At 71.3% G+C, this 16,335-nt stretch carries 15 protein-coding genes; 6 read left to right on the forward strand and 9 right to left on the reverse strand.

Annotated elements, in window-relative coordinates; genetic code table 11:
- On the reverse strand, positions 1-628 hold a 628-nt coding region (locus ACFPZ3_RS52085; RefSeq protein ID WP_379521889.1), incomplete at its 3' end, for a DUF5931 domain-containing protein.
- 112 nt (positions 629-740) lie between these two features.
- Here ACFPZ3_RS52085 and ACFPZ3_RS52090 point away from each other — a divergent pair.
- Positions 741-1,592 carry an MHYT domain-containing protein gene (locus ACFPZ3_RS52090; RefSeq protein WP_379521890.1) on the forward strand — a complete coding sequence of 284 codons (852 nt, stop codon included), beginning with the start codon at positions 741-743 and terminating at the stop codon, positions 1,590-1,592.
- Between the two features lie 137 nt (positions 1,593-1,729).
- Complete coding sequence (locus ACFPZ3_RS52095) at positions 1,730-2,470, forward strand: MHYT domain-containing protein (protein ID WP_379521891.1); 741 nt, start codon at positions 1,730-1,732, stop codon at positions 2,468-2,470.
- Between the two features lie 135 nt (positions 2,471-2,605).
- Here ACFPZ3_RS52095 and ACFPZ3_RS52100 read toward each other — a convergent pair whose 3' ends face one another.
- The 3 genes from ACFPZ3_RS52100 to ACFPZ3_RS52110 all read right to left on the reverse strand — a co-directional run bounded on the left by ACFPZ3_RS52100 (position 2,606) and on the right by ACFPZ3_RS52110 (position 6,078).
- Entirely contained in the window at positions 2,606-3,631 is a 1,026-nt protein-coding gene (locus ACFPZ3_RS52100) for a 6-phosphofructokinase (RefSeq protein WP_379521892.1), read from the reverse strand.
- 118 nt (positions 3,632-3,749) lie between these two features.
- Positions 3,750-5,114: a N,N-dimethylformamidase beta subunit family domain-containing protein gene (locus ACFPZ3_RS52105; RefSeq protein ID WP_379521893.1), complete on the reverse strand. Its 1,365-nt coding sequence runs from the start codon at positions 5,112-5,114 to the stop codon at positions 3,750-3,752.
- Between the two features lie 52 nt (positions 5,115-5,166).
- Positions 5,167-6,078 (reverse strand): lactonase family protein, encoded by a 912-nt coding sequence (locus ACFPZ3_RS52110; protein WP_379521894.1) that lies wholly within the window; start codon positions 6,076-6,078, stop codon positions 5,167-5,169.
- A 94-nt stretch (positions 6,079-6,172) separates the two neighbouring features.
- Here ACFPZ3_RS52110 and ACFPZ3_RS52115 point away from each other — a divergent pair, with 94 nt between their 5' ends.
- Positions 6,173-7,033 carry a bifunctional helix-turn-helix transcriptional regulator/GNAT family N-acetyltransferase gene (locus ACFPZ3_RS52115; RefSeq protein ID WP_379521895.1) on the forward strand — a complete coding sequence of 287 codons (861 nt, stop codon included), beginning with the start codon at positions 6,173-6,175 and terminating at the stop codon, positions 7,031-7,033.
- On the opposite strand, the gene ACFPZ3_RS52120 is transcribed toward ACFPZ3_RS52115, so the two are convergent.
- Positions 6,990-9,149: an MMPL family transporter gene (locus ACFPZ3_RS52120; RefSeq protein WP_379521896.1), complete on the reverse strand. Its 2,160-nt coding sequence runs from the start codon at positions 9,147-9,149 to the stop codon at positions 6,990-6,992. The two genes, ACFPZ3_RS52115 and ACFPZ3_RS52120, sit on opposite strands and share 44 nt — an antisense overlap.
- A 90-nt stretch (positions 9,150-9,239) precedes the next feature.
- Between ACFPZ3_RS52120 and ACFPZ3_RS52125 the strand changes: the two genes are divergently transcribed.
- Positions 9,240-9,833 carry a TetR/AcrR family transcriptional regulator gene (locus ACFPZ3_RS52125; RefSeq protein ID WP_379521897.1) on the forward strand — a complete coding sequence of 198 codons (594 nt, stop codon included), beginning with the start codon at positions 9,240-9,242 and terminating at the stop codon, positions 9,831-9,833.
- 35 nt (positions 9,834-9,868) lie between these two features.
- Here the strand turns inward: ACFPZ3_RS52125 and ACFPZ3_RS52130 are convergent, their stop codons facing one another.
- The 4 genes from ACFPZ3_RS52130 to ACFPZ3_RS52145 form a co-directional block, all read right to left on the reverse strand.
- Complete coding sequence (locus ACFPZ3_RS52130) at positions 9,869-10,891, reverse strand: alkaline phosphatase PhoX (protein WP_379521898.1); 1,023 nt, start codon at positions 10,889-10,891, stop codon at positions 9,869-9,871.
- Between the two features lie 122 nt (positions 10,892-11,013).
- Positions 11,014-11,625 (reverse strand): methyltransferase domain-containing protein, encoded by a 612-nt coding sequence (locus tag ACFPZ3_RS52135; RefSeq protein ID WP_379521899.1) that lies wholly within the window; start codon positions 11,623-11,625, stop codon positions 11,014-11,016.
- Positions 11,622-12,428, reverse strand: a complete 807-nt coding sequence (locus tag ACFPZ3_RS52140; RefSeq protein ID WP_379521900.1) for a TIGR04282 family arsenosugar biosynthesis glycosyltransferase — start codon at positions 12,426-12,428, stop codon at positions 11,622-11,624. Before ACFPZ3_RS52140 ends, ACFPZ3_RS52135 begins: the two co-directional genes overlap by 4 nt.
- A gap of 99 nt (positions 12,429-12,527) precedes the next feature.
- Complete coding sequence (locus ACFPZ3_RS52145; protein WP_379521901.1) at positions 12,528-12,995, reverse strand: Dps family protein; 468 nt, start codon at positions 12,993-12,995, stop codon at positions 12,528-12,530.
- Positions 12,996-13,112: 117 nt separating this feature from the next.
- On the opposite strand from ACFPZ3_RS52145, the gene ACFPZ3_RS52150 reads away from it, so the two are divergent.
- Positions 13,113-13,832, forward strand: a complete 720-nt coding sequence (locus ACFPZ3_RS52150) for a helix-turn-helix domain-containing protein (RefSeq protein ID WP_379521902.1) — start codon at positions 13,113-13,115, stop codon at positions 13,830-13,832.
- Positions 13,829-16,243, forward strand: a complete 2,415-nt coding sequence (locus ACFPZ3_RS52155) for a VIT domain-containing protein (protein ID WP_379521903.1) — start codon at positions 13,829-13,831, stop codon at positions 16,241-16,243. The genes ACFPZ3_RS52150 and ACFPZ3_RS52155 overlap by 4 nt, the downstream gene beginning before the upstream one ends.
- Positions 16,244-16,335: the final 92 nt, after the last annotated feature.

The following is a 16,335-nucleotide window of genomic DNA, read 5'->3' on the forward strand; positions in this document are numbered from 1 at the left end:
CGCCGAGCCGCCGCCCGCGCCGCTGCACCAGGGCGAGGACCTGCAGGACGGAGTCGTGGATGTCGCGGGCCAGGCGCTCGCGCTCACGCTGGGCGGCCTCCATCTCGGCGGCGCGCTGCATGCGCCCCTCGGCCTGCCGGGCCAGCCGGGCCACGTGTCCGACGACCACTCCTGACAGGAACAGCAACACCGCGCCGTTGACGAGGATCGGCGCCTCGGGGGTGCGCACCCGTAACCACAGGTCGCCCGCCGCGACCACGGCCGCCGCCAGGGCGCCCGCGCGCCGCCCGCCGTGCACGGCCCAGGCGAGCACCGGCCCGGCCACCCAGGTCGCGGGCACGGGCATGGTGCCGGCCACGCCCTGCCACACGCCCTCGACGTACGGGCTGGCCAGCAGACACGCCATCGTCACCAGCAGGTCGACGGCCAGCAGCGGCCACCGCCGCAGCGCCGGGATGGAGTAGGCGAACGCCGCCCCGGCCGTCCACAGCGCCATCACCACGATCACCAGCCAGCCGAGCACCGGTTGCTCGTAGCCGCGGTGCTGGGCCATGAGCACGGCCGCGTACACCAGGGAGGCGACGCGGAAGACCGTGATCGCGCGCCAGAACGGGCCCTCGATAGCCATGAGACCTTCTCATGTTTCCGACACGAACAGTTGACAGATAGTTGCAGTATCCATGCGAAAGGGACATCCGGGATGGCACAATCCGGGAACCCCTAATGCAAGGAACAGATAGATGACCTCCGCCGTGAATCATTTCACCTACGGGTTGCTCACGCCGTTGCTCGCATACGTGATGTCCTGCATCGGATCGATGCTCGGGCTACGGCTCACCGCGCAGGCGCACGCCTCGCGCGGCGGCTCCCGCGTACGCTGGCTGCTCGGCGCGGCCATCTCCATCGGTGGCACCGGCATCTGGGTCATGCACTTCATCGGCATGATGGGCTTCGAGGTGGAGGGAACCCAGATCAAGTACGACGTGTGGCTCACCGTCGCCTCCGCGGTCGTGGCCATCGTCGTCGTCGGCACCGGCCTGTTCCTGGTCTCCTGGGGCCGCGGCCGCATCCTCGCGCTCCTCGGCGGCGGCCTGCTCACGGGTCTCGGCGTGGCCTCCATGCACTACCTCGGCATGTACGCGATGAACATGTCGGCCCACGTCTCCTACGACCGCGTCACCGTGGGCATCTCCGTGGCCATCGCCGTGGTGGCCGCGACGGTCGCCCTGTGGTTCACGCTGCGCGTCAAGAAGCCCATCTGGATCACCGGCGCCGCCATGGTCATGGGCATCGCCGTGTCCGGCATGCACTACACCGGCATGTACGCCATGCACGTCACCGTCGACGCCCAGCCCTCCATGATCGCCGGGGCCGACGCGCTCGACTTCCTCGTCCCCCTCATGACGGTCATCAGCCTCATCACCCTGACCATGCTCCTCATGGTCATCCTGTCGCCCTCGGAGGAAGAACTGCACGAGGACGCCGAACTCGTGGCCAAGCTCGAACTGCGCCGCCGCACCGCTCAGCAGCAACAACTCACCTATCCCAACCCGATGCAGCAGCAACAGCCGATCCAGGCGCGTAGAAGGTAGTTGCGCAGGCGACGACTCACTGTTCATACTCCCTTATCGGTGCGTAAGGGATGGGTGGGGGTATGTCGCCGGTTGATCATTTCTCTTTTGGGCTGTTAACGCCCGTACTCGCTTACATCATGTCCAGCGTGGGGTCCATGCTCGGTCTCCTGCTGACGTCGCGCGCGAGGTTGATGGGGGGCCGCGAGGCCAAGTACTGGCTCGTCGGGGCCGCGCTCGCGATCGGCGGCACGGGTATCTGGACCATGCACTTCATCGCCATGCTCGGCTTCTCCGTGAGCGGCTCGGTGATCCGGTACGACGTGCCGCTCACGGTCGCCTCGGCGCTCATCGCGATCCTCGTCGTGGGGATGGGCCTGTTCATGGCCTCCCACGGCGGCCGGCGATTAAGTTCCCTGCTCGGCGGCGGCGTCCTGACCGGAGTCGGCGTGGCGAGCATGCACTATCTCGGCATGGCCGCGATGAACATGTCCGGCAGCGTCTCCTACGACCCGGTGGTCGTCACGCTGTCGGTGCTGGTAGCGGTGGCGGCGGCCACGGTGGCGCTCTGGTTCACGCTGCGGGTCAGCGGAGCGCTCAGGATCGGCGGTGCGGCGCTGGTCATGGGTGTGGCGGTCTCGGGCATGCACTACACGGGGATGTACTCGATGTCGGTCGCGACGCACTCCGAGATGGTGCCCGTGCCCGGCGCGCAGGCCATCGACTTCCTGATGCCGCTCATCGTCGGCATCAGCCTGATCACGGTGGGGCTGCTGCTCGCCGTCATCCTGTCGCCGTCGGAGAAGGAGCTGCGCTCCGAGGCGGAGTTCAGGGAACGGCTGCGCGGACGCGACGAGGGCGCGCCGGAGGTGGATCTCTTCGGCACGCCCCGCGGTTGAGCTATGTCCTGAGTAAGGCTTGCGACGCATAGTGGGCCGCCGACTCGCTGCGTCGCAAGCCGTACCCCGAGGGGGTTGTAGCGGTAACCCCGCTGCTCAGAAAGGTACGGCCCGCCGCTTGCAGGCCGCTTTCAGTCAGCCGAAGAACACCTCCGACTCGGAGTAACGCGACTCCGGCACGGTCTTCAGCTCGGCCGTGGCCTCGTCGAGCCCGACGCGGACGATGTCGGTGCCGCGCAGGGCGACCATCTTGCCGTAATCGCCCTCGTGGGCCGCGTCGATGGCCTGGAGGCCGAACCTGGTGGCCAGCACGCGGTCGTAGGCCGTCGGGGTGCCGCCGCGCTGGATGTGGCCGAGCACCGTGGTGCGGGCCTCCTTGCCGGTGCGCTTCTCGATCTCCTTGGCCAGCACCTCGCCGATACCGCCGAGACGTACGTGGCCGAACGCGTCGAGCTCGCCCGCCTGCAGCGCTATCTGGCCCTCCATCGGGTGCGCGCCCTCGGCGACCACGATGATCGGCGAGTAGCGCGTGCGGAAGCGCGACTCGACGTATTCGCAGACCAGGTCGATGTCGAACGGCTTCTCGGGGATGAGGATGACGTTCGCGCCGCCCGCCATGCCCGCGTGCAGGGCGATCCAGCCCGCGTGCCGGCCCATGACCTCGCAGATGAGCGCCCGGTGGTGCGACTCGGCGGTGGTGTGCAGCCGGTCGATGGCCTCCATGGCGATGTTGACCGCGGTGTCGAAGCCGAAGGTGTAGTCGGTGCCCGAAAGGTCGTTGTCGATCGTCTTGGGCACGCCCACGACGTTGACCTCGCGGTCGTAGAGCTGCTTGGCCACTCCGAGGGTGTCCTCGCCGCCGATGGCGATCAGGGCGTCCACCCCGGTCGCGAGGAGGTTCTCCTTGATCCGGTCGACACCGCCCTCGATCTTGATCGGGTTGGTCCTCGAAGAGCCGAGAATGGTCCCGCCACGTGGCAGGATGCCTCGTACGGCCTGAATGTCGAGGGGCATCGTGTCGCCTTCGAGGGGGCCGCGCCAGCCGTCGCGGAAGCCGACGAACTCATGGCCGTAGACGCTCACCCCCTTACGCACCACTGCCCTGATCACGGCGTTGAGTCCGGGGCAGTCGCCGCCTCCGGTGAGCACTCCAATACGCATGGCGGGTTCCTCCCGATAGGGGTCACGAGCCAGACCTTGATGTCAGACTCGCATTGTGCCCGGCATCACAGGCAGTGGTCTAGACCAAACGCCAGCCTTCGAAACTAAACCCTTACCTTTAGGAAATTTCGTGCGGATGACCGGCCGGGCCTTTCGCGAACCGCCTCAGCACGTTGGTCGTGGCGCGACTGGTGAAGGCGGCGGCGGAGTCGGTGACCCCGTGGCCGCACCGCCTGCCGCGCAGCGCGCACACCCAGCGCATCGTGCCCGAGGCGAACACCCCGGCCCCGCTCGGCGCGGTGTAGTACGTGCTGTGGGTGACGCTCGACCGGTCCCCGCACGAGAACGGCGACTCGGCCAGCACCTTGACGTCGCCGGGTGAGCCGCGCGAGACGCGGTCGGTCTCCACGCCGAGCATCCCGGGGAAGCTGCGCCCCTTCGTGCCGGCGAAGATCCAGTGGCCCGGCCTGCGCACCCGGTAGACGCCCTCCGCCGGGAAGCAGTCGTACATCTGCCCCACCAGCGCGCTCTCCGGCCGCGACTCCCGCCACAACCGGCAGACGCGCTCCTTGTCGCAGACGACGTCCCTGCCCCGCAGGGCGATGCGCCAGTAGACGGCGTTGGCGCCGAGGAAGGCGAGGTTCGTGCCGTCGTCCCTGGCCTGGGTGACGACCTCGCGCATGCCGGGCGACCAGTACTCGTCGTGGCCGAGCGAGACCACCGCGCGGGCGCCGTCGAGCGCGCCGGGGACGAGGTCGAGGTTGGTCAGGTACGCCAGCGGCACGCCGCTCCGCTCGGCCACGGCCAGGGCCTCCTTCTCGAAGTCGAGGAAGAGCCGGGCGCCGGTGCCGTCGTAGGGGCGGTCGAAGGTGACCGCCCGGGAGCGCGCGGCGAACCCGCCGGGGCCCTGGTAGAGGCTGCGGCCGCCCCACAGGTTGTACGCCTGCCAGGTGGTGACCGCGTTCACCATCACCACGCGGCCGGCGGTGGAGGCCGAGCGCACGGTGATCGGCACGTACCGCTGGGCGCCGGTGGATGCGTCGAGCCTGATGAGGTACGCGCCCTCGGGCCAGCCCCTGGTGTCCACGGGCAGCGACGGGGTCCAGTGGGCGGCGCTCACGGTGCCGTCCACGAGTTTCATCGGCGCCTGGCGGGCACCCTTGACCTGGGCCGACTCCCACACCTTCGACGGGTTCGCGCCCATGCGGAACGCCGCGGCCGAGAAGCGCGGCGCGGTCGTGGAGACCCGCAGGTGGAACCGCTCGCCCGGCAGGACGCTCACCCGGTCGGCGTAACCCTCGATCTCGTGGTCGGCGCCGTGCCGGGTGATCCGCCAGGACTCCTGGACGTCCGCGACCGGCACCGGCCGGCCGGTCTGCCCATTGACCGGCCCATTGACCGGCTCATTTACCGGCCGGGCGACGGGAGGTGGCTCGCCACAGCCGGCGGCCAGCAGGACGAGGACGAGAAAGATCTTGCACACCAGCCCATGGTCATGACCGGAGGCCGCGGCGAGGCGTGACTTGGCGAACTCCTTACATGATCAGCACACAGGCCGGGCTTTCCACCTCGTACGCCTCCCCCGTCGGCTCGGGGACGCCGTCGCGCAGCGCGAAGACGGTCACGGTGTCCGACCGCTGGTTGGCCACGTACATCCGGTCCCCGTCGATGGCGAAGTGCCGGGGCCAGTCGCCGCCCGAGGGCACCTCGGCCACCGGTGAGAGGTCGGCGGCGCGCAGCACCGAGATCGTGTTGGGGCCGCGGTTGGCCACGTAGACCAGGTCGCCGTCGAGCTGCAGGTGGGAGGGGCCGTTCTCGCCCTCCTGCCGGGAGGCGGGCACGGTGGTGCGGTGCTCGCCGTCGATCAGGGTGACGGTGGCGTCGAGTTCGCCCGCGACGTACAGGCGTCCCTGGGAGAAGGCGAAGTGGCGCGGGCCGGTGCCGGGGGCGAGCCTGATCGGCTCCAGCGGGGTGCCGTCGTGGTGGTAGCGGCGGATCTCGTCGGTGCCGAGGTCGGAGACGTGCACGAGGCCGTCGTGGAAGACCGTCTGATGGGCGTGCGGGCCCTGCTGGCGCTCGGCGTCCGGGCCCGAACCCTGGTGGCGCAGCACGATCGGCTCTCCCGCGAAGGCGCCCCGGTCGTCGAGGTGGTAGAGGGTGGCCGTGCCGTCGCCGTAGTTGGCCACCGCGAGCAGGCCGCCCCCGGGCTCGACGGCGACGTGGCAGGGGCTGCTGCCCTCGCTGGGGCGTTCGTCCAGCGGGGCGAGCTCCTCACCGTGGAAGGCGGTGAGCCAGCCGCGTTCGAGTTCGCCCACCGCGTACAGCACCGGCAGTGAGGGGTGGGCGGCCAGGAACGACGGCGCCGCCACCCTGGTGAGGCTCCGTTGTTCCCGGCCGCCGATCGTGACGATTCCCGGGCCGTATCCGCCAATGCGCACATGCTTCACAGCGGGAGTCCTCCTATGGTTGACTAAGGCAATGAGTTCGTTGACAGAAGCAAGGGTTTCTGAGGTCAGAGCCTTCAACCGGTTCTATACGAAGGTGATCGGCGCGCTCCAGGCGGGGATGCTCGACTCGCCGTACTCTCTGACCGAGTTGAGGGTGCTGTTCGAGCTGGCGCAGACCGAGCGGATGGAGACCGGCGAGCTGCGCGGCCTGCTCGACCTGGACGCGGGCTACCTCAGCCGGATCCTGGCCCGCTTCGAGAGCGACGGAATGGTCACGCGCGAGCGCTCCGCCGCCGACGCGCGCAAGCAGCTCCTCCGGCTCACGCCGGCCGGCGCCGACGTCTTCGCGGGCCTCGACCGGCGCTCAGGCGACGAGATCGGGCTGCTGCTGGCCGGGCTGGCCGAGGACGACCAGCAGCGGCTGGTCGCCAGCATGGCGGCGATCAGGACGCTCCTGGGCGGGGCTGAGGCGCGCGAGCCGTACGTGATCAGGGCCCCGCGCACCGGCGACCTGGGCTGGGTGGTCTTCCGTCACGGCGCGCTCTACAGCGCCGAGTACGGCTGGGGCACCGAGTTCGAGCAGCTCGTCGCCAGGATCGTCGGTGGTCTCGACCTCACCCGCGACGCCGGGTGGATCGCCGAGGTGGACGGGGAGCGGGCCGGGTGCGTGTTCTACGTGCGCCAGGACGACACCACGGCCAAGCTGCGGATGCTCCTGGTCGAGCCGTCCGCCCGGGGTCTGGGCATCGGGCGGCGGCTCGTGGAGGAGTGCCTGCGGCACGCGCGCGCCGAGGGCTGCAAGCGGATCACGTTGTGGACGCGCGACAACCTGGTGAGCGCGCGGCGCATCTACCAGGCGGCCGGGTTCGAGCTGGAGTCGGAGGAGAAGGGCATGGAGAACGGCGTCGAGGTCAACGAGCAGGTGTGGTCGCTCGACCTCTCGGCCACCAGTTGAGCGGGCCAGCCAGGCGCATCAGGCTCGGCACCAGCACCGCCCTGATCACGGTCGCGTCCACCAGCACGGCCACCGCCATACCGACGCCCAGCATCTGCACGAACATCACCTGCGCGGTGGCGTAGGCGGCGAACGTGAGCGCCAGGATGCCCCCGGCCGCGGTGATCAGGGGCGCCCCTCGCTGGAGCCCCACGGCCACGGCCGTCTCCGCGTCGCCGGTCCTGTCGTACTCCTCCTTGATCCGGGAGAGCAGGAACACCTCGTAGTCCATGGACAGGCCGTAGGCGACGCACAACATGAGGATCGGGATGCTCGCGTCGAGGGTGCCCGTGGGGGTGAAGCCGAGCAGGCCCGACAGGTTGCCGTCCTGGAAGACCCAGACGATGGCGCCGAACATGACGCCGAGGCTGAGGACGTTCATGAGGGTCGCCTTGACGGGCAGGATCAGGCTCCTCGTCATGAGGAACAACACCAGGAACGTCACGCCCAGCATGAGCGCCAGCACCAGCGGGAGGCGGTCCACGATGGAGGCGCGGTAGTCGGACAACTCGGCCGGGTAGCCGCCGACCAGGACCTCGAAGGGCGGCTTCACCGCGCGCACGGTCTCGACGAGGCGCACGGGGTCGCCGGCCAGCGCCTCGGCCGACGGGACCACGGACAACCACGTGCCCCGCCCCTGGAACCTGGCCAGGTCGCCGTCCCCGACGCGCGTGCCTTCCGCGTACGAGCCCGCGGCCGAGTCCACCTGGGCCACGCCGGGCAGGCGGGACAGGACGGAGGCGTACCGCGAGACGTCGCCGCTCTGCCTGGAGACGAGCTGGATCGCGTCGGTCTCCTCGGCGGGGAAGGACTGGCGGATGACCTCCTGGGTCTGCCTGGAGGACGCCTCCAGGGGCAGGATGCGGTCGTCGGCCACGCCGAAGCGCAGCCCGAGGAAGGGTGAAGCGAGCACCAGCAGCAGCACCGTGGCCAGCCCGCCGAACACCAGCGGCCGTCGCATCACCCTCATGGCCAGGCCGTGCCAGAAGGTTCGTTCGGGTCTGACCCGCTTGGGAAGCATCGTGCCCCCGACCGTGGCGAGCACGGCCGGGAGCACGACGACCGCCGCCACCAGGCCGCCCGCGACCACGGCGATGCCGGCGTAGGCGAAGGAGCGCAGGAAGTCGAACGGCAGCGCGAACAACACGGCCAGGGACGAGGCCACCGTCAGGCCGCTGAAGAGCACGGTCCTGCCCGCGTGCTCGACGGCCCCCGCGACCGCCGACGCCCGGTCCGCGCCGTTCCCGATCTCCTCGCGGAAGCGCTGGATGACGAACAGGCAGTAGTCGATGCCGAGGCCGAGGCCCATGGCCAGGGTCAGGTTGAGGGCGAACGTCGAGATCTCGGTGAACAGCAGGACGCCGCTCAGGATCGCCAGGCCCAGCACCATGGCGAACACCCCGGCCAGGATCGGCACCAGGGCCGCCATGGCGCGCCGCTGGTAGAGCCAGAGCAGCACGAACGCCAGCGGGAAGATGACCAGCTCGGCACGGACGAAGTCCTGCCTGGCCAGCGGCACCGTCTCCCTGAACACCTCCTCCCCTCCCCCGGCCCGCACCTGGAGCAGCTCGGTGCCCTTGGTGATCTCGGGGACGAGCCTGGGCAGGACCTCGGCGCGTACGTGGTCGGCGTCGCCCGGGATGCGCACCACGACGAGGGCGTGCCTGCCGTCCTGGCTGCGCAGGGTGGCCGGTCTGCCGCGGGTCCAGTAGGAGGCGGACTCGGCCACGCCCTCCTCGCGGCCCACGCGTTCCGTCAGCTCCCTGCCGGCCGCCTCGACCGCCGGATCGTCCACCGTGCCGCTCCTGGCGGTCACCAGGAAGATCATGTCGGGGCTGCCGGTGCCGAACCGCTCGGCCAGCTCGGCCTGAGCCCGGTCGGACTCCGAGCCCGGCGCCTCGAACCTGGCCAGCGACAACCCCGACGCCGCGCCCGCGGCCAGCACGCCGGCGCCGATCAGCAGGGCCAGGGCCAGGGAGAGGACGAGCCTGCGGCGGCGTACGAGGAGATATCCGAACCTGCGCAGGGGTGTCGTCACCTCCCGCGTCGCCGTCATGGTGGCGGTCACGGTTTTCATGGGTCCCCCCGAAACTCGGTAAACTACTCGTGTTTTGCTTCCCAGCTCAGAAATACAAGTAAATGCTCGTATTTGTCAACGAGGGGACTCATGGCTGAACGCACGGTCCGCCGGCAGGCGCGCGGCCTGAAGCGCATGGCGGAGATCCTCGACGCCGCCGAACTGGTGATCGCCGAGGTCGGCTACCCGGACATGACCACGAACCAGGTCGCCGCGCGGGCGGGGGTGTCGCCGGGGTCGCTGTATCAGTTCTTCAGGAACAAGGAGGAGATCCTGGACGGGCTCGTGGCCCGCTACACCGTCGACCGGCAGGAGTTCTGGGCCGCCCGCCTGGCGGCCGTCACGCCGGAGATCCCGCTGGAGTCGCTGGTGGGGCAGCTCGTGGACGAGAGCGTGGAGTTCAAGAGCGCGTCGCCGGCGTACTGGTCGCTGCTGTACGGGAGCGCGACCGGCGATCAGCTCGCCACGGCCTCGCAGAAGCTGCACGCGGACATCGCCCGGCAGATCGCGGCCATGTTGCGCCGCCGCTCCCCCGGGCTGCCCGAGGACCGCGCCGGGCTCATGGGGACGATGACGCTGGCCATGGTGAAGGCGGTGATGCCGATGATCACCTCGACGTCACCGGAACGGTCAGCCGAACTGGTGCACGAGCTCAAACACATGCTCGTGCGCTACCTGGCCTGAGCGCGGGCCAGGGCGCGCGGGTCAGGGCGCGCGGGTCAGGGGCGGAAGGGGCCCGCCACCTCGAACGTGTGGCCCTCGGTGCGGCCGCGGCGGGCCGAGAAGTAGAGCCGTGCGCCGTCCGGCGAGAAGGCCAGGCCGGTCAGCTCGGCCCCGTGGTGCCCCTCCAGCCGGAGGAACGGGGTCACCGCGCGGTCCGGCGCGATGACGTCGATCTCCGGGTGCTCCCTGGCGACGTAGAGGTCGCCGGAGGGGGCGGCGGTGATGGCGCGCACGCCCTCGCATAGCCGGTCGAGCGTCGAGGTCTGCGCGTCGTAGGCCCACAGGCCCGTGTCGCTCTTCGTGGTGAAATAGCAGACCCCGCCGGCGTAGTGGCAACTGTCGCCGCCGTCGAAGTGGCGGGCGTCCTCGACCTGGTGGCGCGCCTCCTGGAGCAGGGCGGCCGGGGACGGCACCTGCTGCCAGCGGCCCGAGGCGCACAGGACCTCCAGCGTGCCCTCCGTCAGGTCGCCCCAGTCGCCCGGCCGGAAGCGGTAGAAGCAGCCGTCGGGCTCGTCCTCGGTCATGTAGATCACGCCGCGCTCGGGGTCGCAGGCGGCGGCCTCGTGCTTGAAGCGGCCCATCGACAGGCGGGGCCGCGCGGCACGGGCGCCGTAGGGGTCGCATTCGAAGACGCGGCCCCGGTGGCCGAGCTCGCACGACAGCCAGGTGTGCCACGGCGTGGCGCCGCCCGCGCAGTTGAGATCGGTGCCCGACAGGATGCGGTAGGCGTCGCCGACGCTGCCGTCGGCGCGGAAGCGCAGCGCCGAGGCGCCCCCGAGCAGCGGGAGCTCGGAGTTGGACACGTAGATCCAGCCGCCGCCGTCGGGGAAGCAGGCGCCGCCGTCGGGCGCCGCGTGCCAGGTCAGGCCGGCGACCTTCTGGCCGGAGCTGGCCACGACCCTGCCGGTGAATCCGGCGGGCAGCGCCAGTGCGCCCGGGCCCTGCAGGCCGAGTGGTCCGTACGGGCTGATGCCACCAGGCAAGAGCGGGCCCGTGCGGAGGAGAGTCTTGCGCGACATCGTGGGGCCTCCCTCTAGGTGCCACGCTAGTCGACCGCACCGACATGAATGGCAGGGACTCGCGACATCAAACTCTGCGCAAACCCCGCGATGGCCCGGTCCGACGGTGACGTTGCGTGTACCTAACCGAGGCAGGCGAACCACCGACCGCCCGCCTCGTGACGGTCCGTGACGGTGAAACCGCTTTCCCTGGCCAGCGAGGAAATATCGGAAACCGAGACGTCGGCCCATCGGAACCAGGCGCCGGTGACAGCACCGTGGCGCAGTCGCACACGTTCCGCCCCGGTCGGCGTGCCGGGCGGCGCGAGCTCGGCGATCACCTCGCCGCCCGGCCTGACGAGCTCACGCATGCGGCGCAGCAGGGCCAGGGGGTCGCCGCCGATGCCGATGTTGCCGTCGGCCAGCAGCGCGGTGGCCCACCGGCCGAGACCCGGCACCTGTCCGAAGACGTCCCTGCACAGGGCCAGGCCGCCCGCCTGCCTGGTCAGGCGTACGGCGTGCGGGGTGACGTCGATGCCGAGCGCGGCCACGCCGCGCCGGGTGAGCGCGACCGTCAGCCGCCCGGGGCCGGAGCCGACGTCGAGGGTGGGGCCGCCGCAGCGCGACAACATGACCTCGTCGCCCTCGATCGGCTCCAGCCAGCGCATGGCCTGGAGAGGGCGGCGGCGGCCGTTCTCGTACTCGACGTCGATCTCGGCGCCCGCCAGGGAGTCCGCGTAGAGCTCACCGATCACCTGGCGGCTCCCGCGCCGAGGCGGGCCAGGGTGGCGGCGAAGCGGGTGTGCGGGGCCAGCCCGGCGACCTCACGGGCGCCGGCCGCGTCGTCCACGTCGGTGAGCGTCGGCATGATCGCGACGGACATCCCTCGCAGGCGCCTGAGCTGGGCGGCGCCCGTGTCGGACCTGGACATCGGCACGCCCAGGAGCAGGGCGGGGTCGGGGCGGCGCAGGCCGAGCAGCCAGAACCCGCCGTCGGTGGCGGGGCCGAAGACGGCGTCATGGGTACGGAGCGCGGTCGCGGCCTCGGTGAGCAGCGCCGGGGTGAGCTGGGGGGTGTCCATGCCGACGAGGAGGACGGGGGCGGGGCGGAGGGCGTACACGTCCTCGAACGCCCACGCCAGCCGTTCGTCGAGCCCGTCGCCACGCTGCCTGATCACCTCGAAGCCGCGGCTGTCGAAGTCCGGCACATCCGCGGCGGGGACGTCGGAGACGTCACGGAGGTCAGAGACGTCACGGAGGTCGGGGACGTCGGGGACGTCGGGGACGTCGGGGACGTCGGGGACGTCGGGGAGGGCGGGGACGTCGGGGAGGGCGGGGACGTCGGGGAGGGCGGGGACGTCGGGGAGGGCGGGGACGTCGTCGAGGGCCAGCACGTGGGCGGCGGCGGGGGTCGCGGCGACGGCGTCCAGGGTGTCGCGCAGCGCGCCCGCGGCCAGCGCGGCCGCCTCGGCCGGCGTGTACGGCGGCGTCAGACGCGTCTTCACGCGCCCGGGCCGCGGCCGCTTGGCGAGCACGACGATCTGCGTGCGGTTGTTCATATCCCGGCACGCTAGATCCACAAGAGATGATCACCTCTTACGTGCCGCTTACGGCATGCGAAAGCCCGGGCCACCTCGCCCGGGCTCTCTCGCGATGCGTCAGCGCTGGGCCTGGAACATCCAGTGCTGCTTGTCGATGTCCTGCGCCACGGCGATCAGCAGATCCTGGCTGACGGGGTCAGGCTCGTCGGTGGCCCGGATGCGCTCGTACATGCGCTTGCTGATGCCGTCGAGGACGTCGGTGATGGTCGCCACCACCTTGCCGTCCTCCAGCCAGCCGCTCTCCGGCTGGGAGAGCTTCGTGGAGCGGGAGATCGTGGCGGCGCGGCCGTCCGGGTTGACCCCGAGGGCGACGGCGCGCTCCGCGATGGTGTCCATGTGGTTTCTGGCCAGCTCGGTGAGTTCGTCGAGCTGGAGGTGAAGGGGGCGGAAGTGGGAGCCGATGAGGTTCCAGTGCGCCTGCTTGGCGACCAGTGAGAGATCGATGAGATCGACCAGGGCGCCTTGCAGGGCTTCCGCGACGGTGTTCCTGGCGTCGCCCGAAAGTGGGCCGGTGATCGTAGCCATGTCGTCATTCCTCCCCGTCTATCGGACTTTACACATGAATCAACGCAAATCCGGCTGTGCTTCTTCCGATCCGAACCGTCATTGACAGTGTAATAGTGACAGTGTAATTGTGGAGGTATGAGTGACACCTGGACGATCGGCGAGCTGGCCGAGCACGCGGCCCTCGCGCTGCGCGACGGCGCGCCGCCCGCTGCCAACGGGCGGGTCCGTGACGTGCCCGGGGAGCGGCTGATCAGGTGGTATACGACGATCGGGCTGGTGGACCCGCCGCTGACCAGACGCGGCAGAATCGCGCGGTACGGGCGGCGCCACCTGCTGCAGATCGTGGCCGTGAAGCGGCTGCAGGCGGCCGGGCGCTCGATCGCCGAGATCCAGACGGCCCTGGCGGGGGCCACGGATCGCATGCTGGAGACGGCGGCGGGGCTGGATGACACTCCGGTGGCCGGCGAGACGTGGGCGGCCGGGGCCCCGGCGGGCACATCGCGAGCGACGGACGGTGAGCCGGTGCGCGAGCGGTTCTGGGCGGAACGGCCGGGCACTGGGACCGCGCAGTCGCGGGACACGGGGGCGCGGGACACGGGGGCGCGGGACACGGGGGCGCGGGACACGGGGGCGCGCCTCGACGCTGGAGCAGGTCCCCGGCCGGGTGGCGATCCGGCCGGCGAGAGCGCCGATGACGTCGCGGTTCGTGGCCGGGCTGTCACGGGGATCAGGCTGAGGGACGGGGTGCGGATCGTGCTGGACGCGGGCCGGGTCCCGTCCGAGGAGGACATCAAGGCGGTGCTGGCGGCGGCAGGACCGCTGCTCGCGGTGCTCGAAGAGAGGGAGCTGACATGAACATCACGTCGCTGGAGCCCGCACGGTGCCTGCCGGTGCCCGACGCCGGGTTCGGCGCCCTGCGGACCGAGCGGGGCAACCTGCCGCTGGAGAGCGTGGACGTGGCCGCCGGCATCTCAGGCCTCGTCGCCGGGGTCGAGGTCACGCAGGGGTTCAGAAACCCGTTCGACGTCACGCTGGAGGCCACGTACGTCTTCCCGCTGCCCGACCGGGCGGCCGTGACGGGGTTCCGCATGGAGGCCGACGACCGGGTGGTCGAAGGCATGCTGAAGGAGCGCGGCGAGGCCAGGGCGGACTACGACCGGGCGCTGCGCGAGGGCAGGCGGGCGGCCATCGCCGAGGAGGACCGGCCCGACGTGTTCACGATCAGGGTGGGCAACATCCTGCCCGGCGAGCGCGTCTCGGTGAAGCTGAGCATGAGCCAGCCGCTCCCGTACGAGGACGGCGCGGCCACGTTCAGGTTCCCGCTGGTCGTGGCTCCGCGCTACATCCCGGGCAGCCCCATCGACGGCCCGCCGGCCGGTGACGGCGCGGCGCCCGACACCGACGCCGTGCCGGACGCCTCCAGGATCAGCCCGCCCGTCCTGCTGCCCGGCTTCCCCGACCCCGTGCGGCTGTCGCTGACCGCGACCCTGGACGCCGCCGGGCTGGAGCTGCGCGAGCTGGCCTCCAGCCTGCACGTGGTGGAGGAGGAGGGGCACACCATGCGCGTGCGTCCCGGCGAACGCCTCGACCGCGACTTCATCCTGCGGATGTCGTTCGACGCCTCCACGTCGTTGCAGCTCGACGAGCGGCGCGACGGCGGGCCTGACGACAGGGGCACGTTCGCGCTGACCGTGCTCCCGCCGCCGCTGCAGGCCACCCGCGCCCCGCGCGACCTGGTGCTGCTGCTCGACCGTTCCGGCAGCATGAGCGGCTGGAAGATGGTCTGCGCCCGCCGGGCCGCCGCGCGCATCGTGGACACGCTGACACCGCGGGACAGGTTCGCGGTGCTGGCGTTCGACTCGGTGGTGGAGGAGGCGTTCGAGGGGCTGGTGGAGGCGTCCGACCGCAACCGCTACCGCGCGGTCGAGCACCTGGCCCGGGTGGACGCGCGCGGCGGCACCGAACTGCTCGAACCGCTGCGCCAGGCCATCGCGCTGCTGGGCGGCCGGAGCGAGCGGGAGCGCGTCGTGGTGCTGGTCACCGACGGGCAGGTGGGCAACGAGGACCAGATCCTGGAGCAGGCGGGCGGCGCGTTGTCGGCCATGCGCGTGCACACCGTCGGCATCGACCGGGCGGTGAACGCCGGGTTCCTGGGCCGGCTGGCCGGGCTCGGCGCGGGCCGGTGCGAGCTGGTCGAGTCGGAGGACCGTCTCGACGCCGCCATGGAGCACATCCACCGCAGGATCGGCGCTCCCCTGGTCACCGACCTGCAGCTCAAGGATCTCGAGATCGAGCCGGACACGGTCACCCACCTGGGCTCGATCTTCCCCGGCGTGCCGCTGCGCGCGTACGGGCGATACCGCGAGGGCACCTCGGTCACCGTTCGCGGGATGGCGGCGGGCACGCCGTGGGAGGAGCGGGTGGCGGGGGTGCGGGTGGACAATCCGGCCATCCGGGCTGTCTGGGCCCGCGCGCACCTGCGGGAGCTGGAGGACCGGTACGCGATGGGCGAGCACGACCTGGAGCAGCGCATCGTGCGCACGTCCCTCGACTACGGCGTGTTGTGCCGCTTCACCGCGTACGTGGCCGTCGACACCCGGCAGGTCGCCGGCGAGGGCGGGCCCGAGCACCGCGTCATCCAGCCGGTGGAGCCGCCGAGCGGGTGGGAGCAGCCGCAAGGGGCGTTCGGCGCGGGCCATTTCGGCGCCAACGTGATGCTGGCCGCCTCCTCCGCCCCCTCGCCCCGGATGCGGATGCCCGAGGCGGGCCTGCTCGACCAGGGGTTCGGCGGGGGTCAGCCGCAGAGCGCGCCCGCGTACGGCGGGCCGCCGATGCCCGGTCAGGCGATGCCCGCGATGCCCGGCGGCGGGGGCTCGCGCGGTTACGCGGGACGGGCGGGGCACCGCCTGGAGTCGGTACGGCCGCAGCTCGTTGCCGAACTCGACCGCCTCAACGCGCTTCCGGCGCCTGACCTGCTGTACCTGGCGGATCTGGGCACCCGGCTGACGGCGCTGGCGGCCTACCTCGGGGGGAACGCCGAGCTGGAGGCGCTGGCGCGGGAGCTGGAGTCGGCCGAGCGGCCCGGCGTGGACGCGCGGGCGCTGCACGATCGCGCCGTCGAGGTCCTGGCCACGCTCGCCGGCACCGGGTCACCGGCCCCCGGGCGGCCGGGGACTCCCGGTGACGGACGGCCCGGGACTCCCGGTGACGGACGGCCGGGGACTCCCGGTGACAGGCGGCGGGGCCCCTTCTGGAAGCGCACCTGACCGGCTCATGTGATCGCGGAGGCAGGAGCGCTTCTGGAGGCGCACCTGACCTCCGCCCCGGGCCCCGCGTGATGGCGGAGGCGGACACGCCG

The sequence above is a fragment of the Nonomuraea insulae genome, from assembly GCF_042656245.1.

What these genes read in the sequence shown, in the direction of transcription:
- ACFPZ3_RS52140 (WP_379521900.1), bottom strand. Translation starts at nt 12,428, where the DNA reads ATGAACAACCGCACGCAGATCGTCGTGCTCGCCAAGCGGCCGCGGCCC.
- ACFPZ3_RS52150 (WP_379521902.1), top strand. Translation starts at nt 13,113, where the DNA reads ATGAGTGACACCTGGACGATCGGCGAGCTGGCCGAGCACGCGGCCCTC.
- ACFPZ3_RS52155 (WP_379521903.1), top strand. Translation starts at nt 13,829, where the DNA reads ATGAACATCACGTCGCTGGAGCCCGCACGGTGCCTGCCGGTGCCCGAC.
- ACFPZ3_RS52120 (WP_379521896.1), bottom strand. Translation starts at nt 9,149, where the DNA reads ATGAAAACCGTGACCGCCACCATGACGGCGACGCGGGAGGTGACGACA.
- ACFPZ3_RS52130 (WP_379521898.1), bottom strand. Translation starts at nt 10,891, where the DNA reads ATGTCGCGCAAGACTCTCCTCCGCACGGGCCCGCTCTTGCCTGGTGGC.
- ACFPZ3_RS52090 (WP_379521890.1), top strand. Translation starts at nt 741, where the DNA reads ATGACCTCCGCCGTGAATCATTTCACCTACGGGTTGCTCACGCCGTTG.
- ACFPZ3_RS52145 (WP_379521901.1), bottom strand. Translation starts at nt 12,995, where the DNA reads ATGGCTACGATCACCGGCCCACTTTCGGGCGACGCCAGGAACACCGTC.
- ACFPZ3_RS52095 (WP_379521891.1), top strand. Translation starts at nt 1,730, where the DNA reads ATGCTCGGTCTCCTGCTGACGTCGCGCGCGAGGTTGATGGGGGGCCGC.
- ACFPZ3_RS52125 (WP_379521897.1), top strand. Translation starts at nt 9,240, where the DNA reads ATGGCTGAACGCACGGTCCGCCGGCAGGCGCGCGGCCTGAAGCGCATG.
- ACFPZ3_RS52100 (WP_379521892.1), bottom strand. Translation starts at nt 3,631, where the DNA reads ATGCGTATTGGAGTGCTCACCGGAGGCGGCGACTGCCCCGGACTCAAC.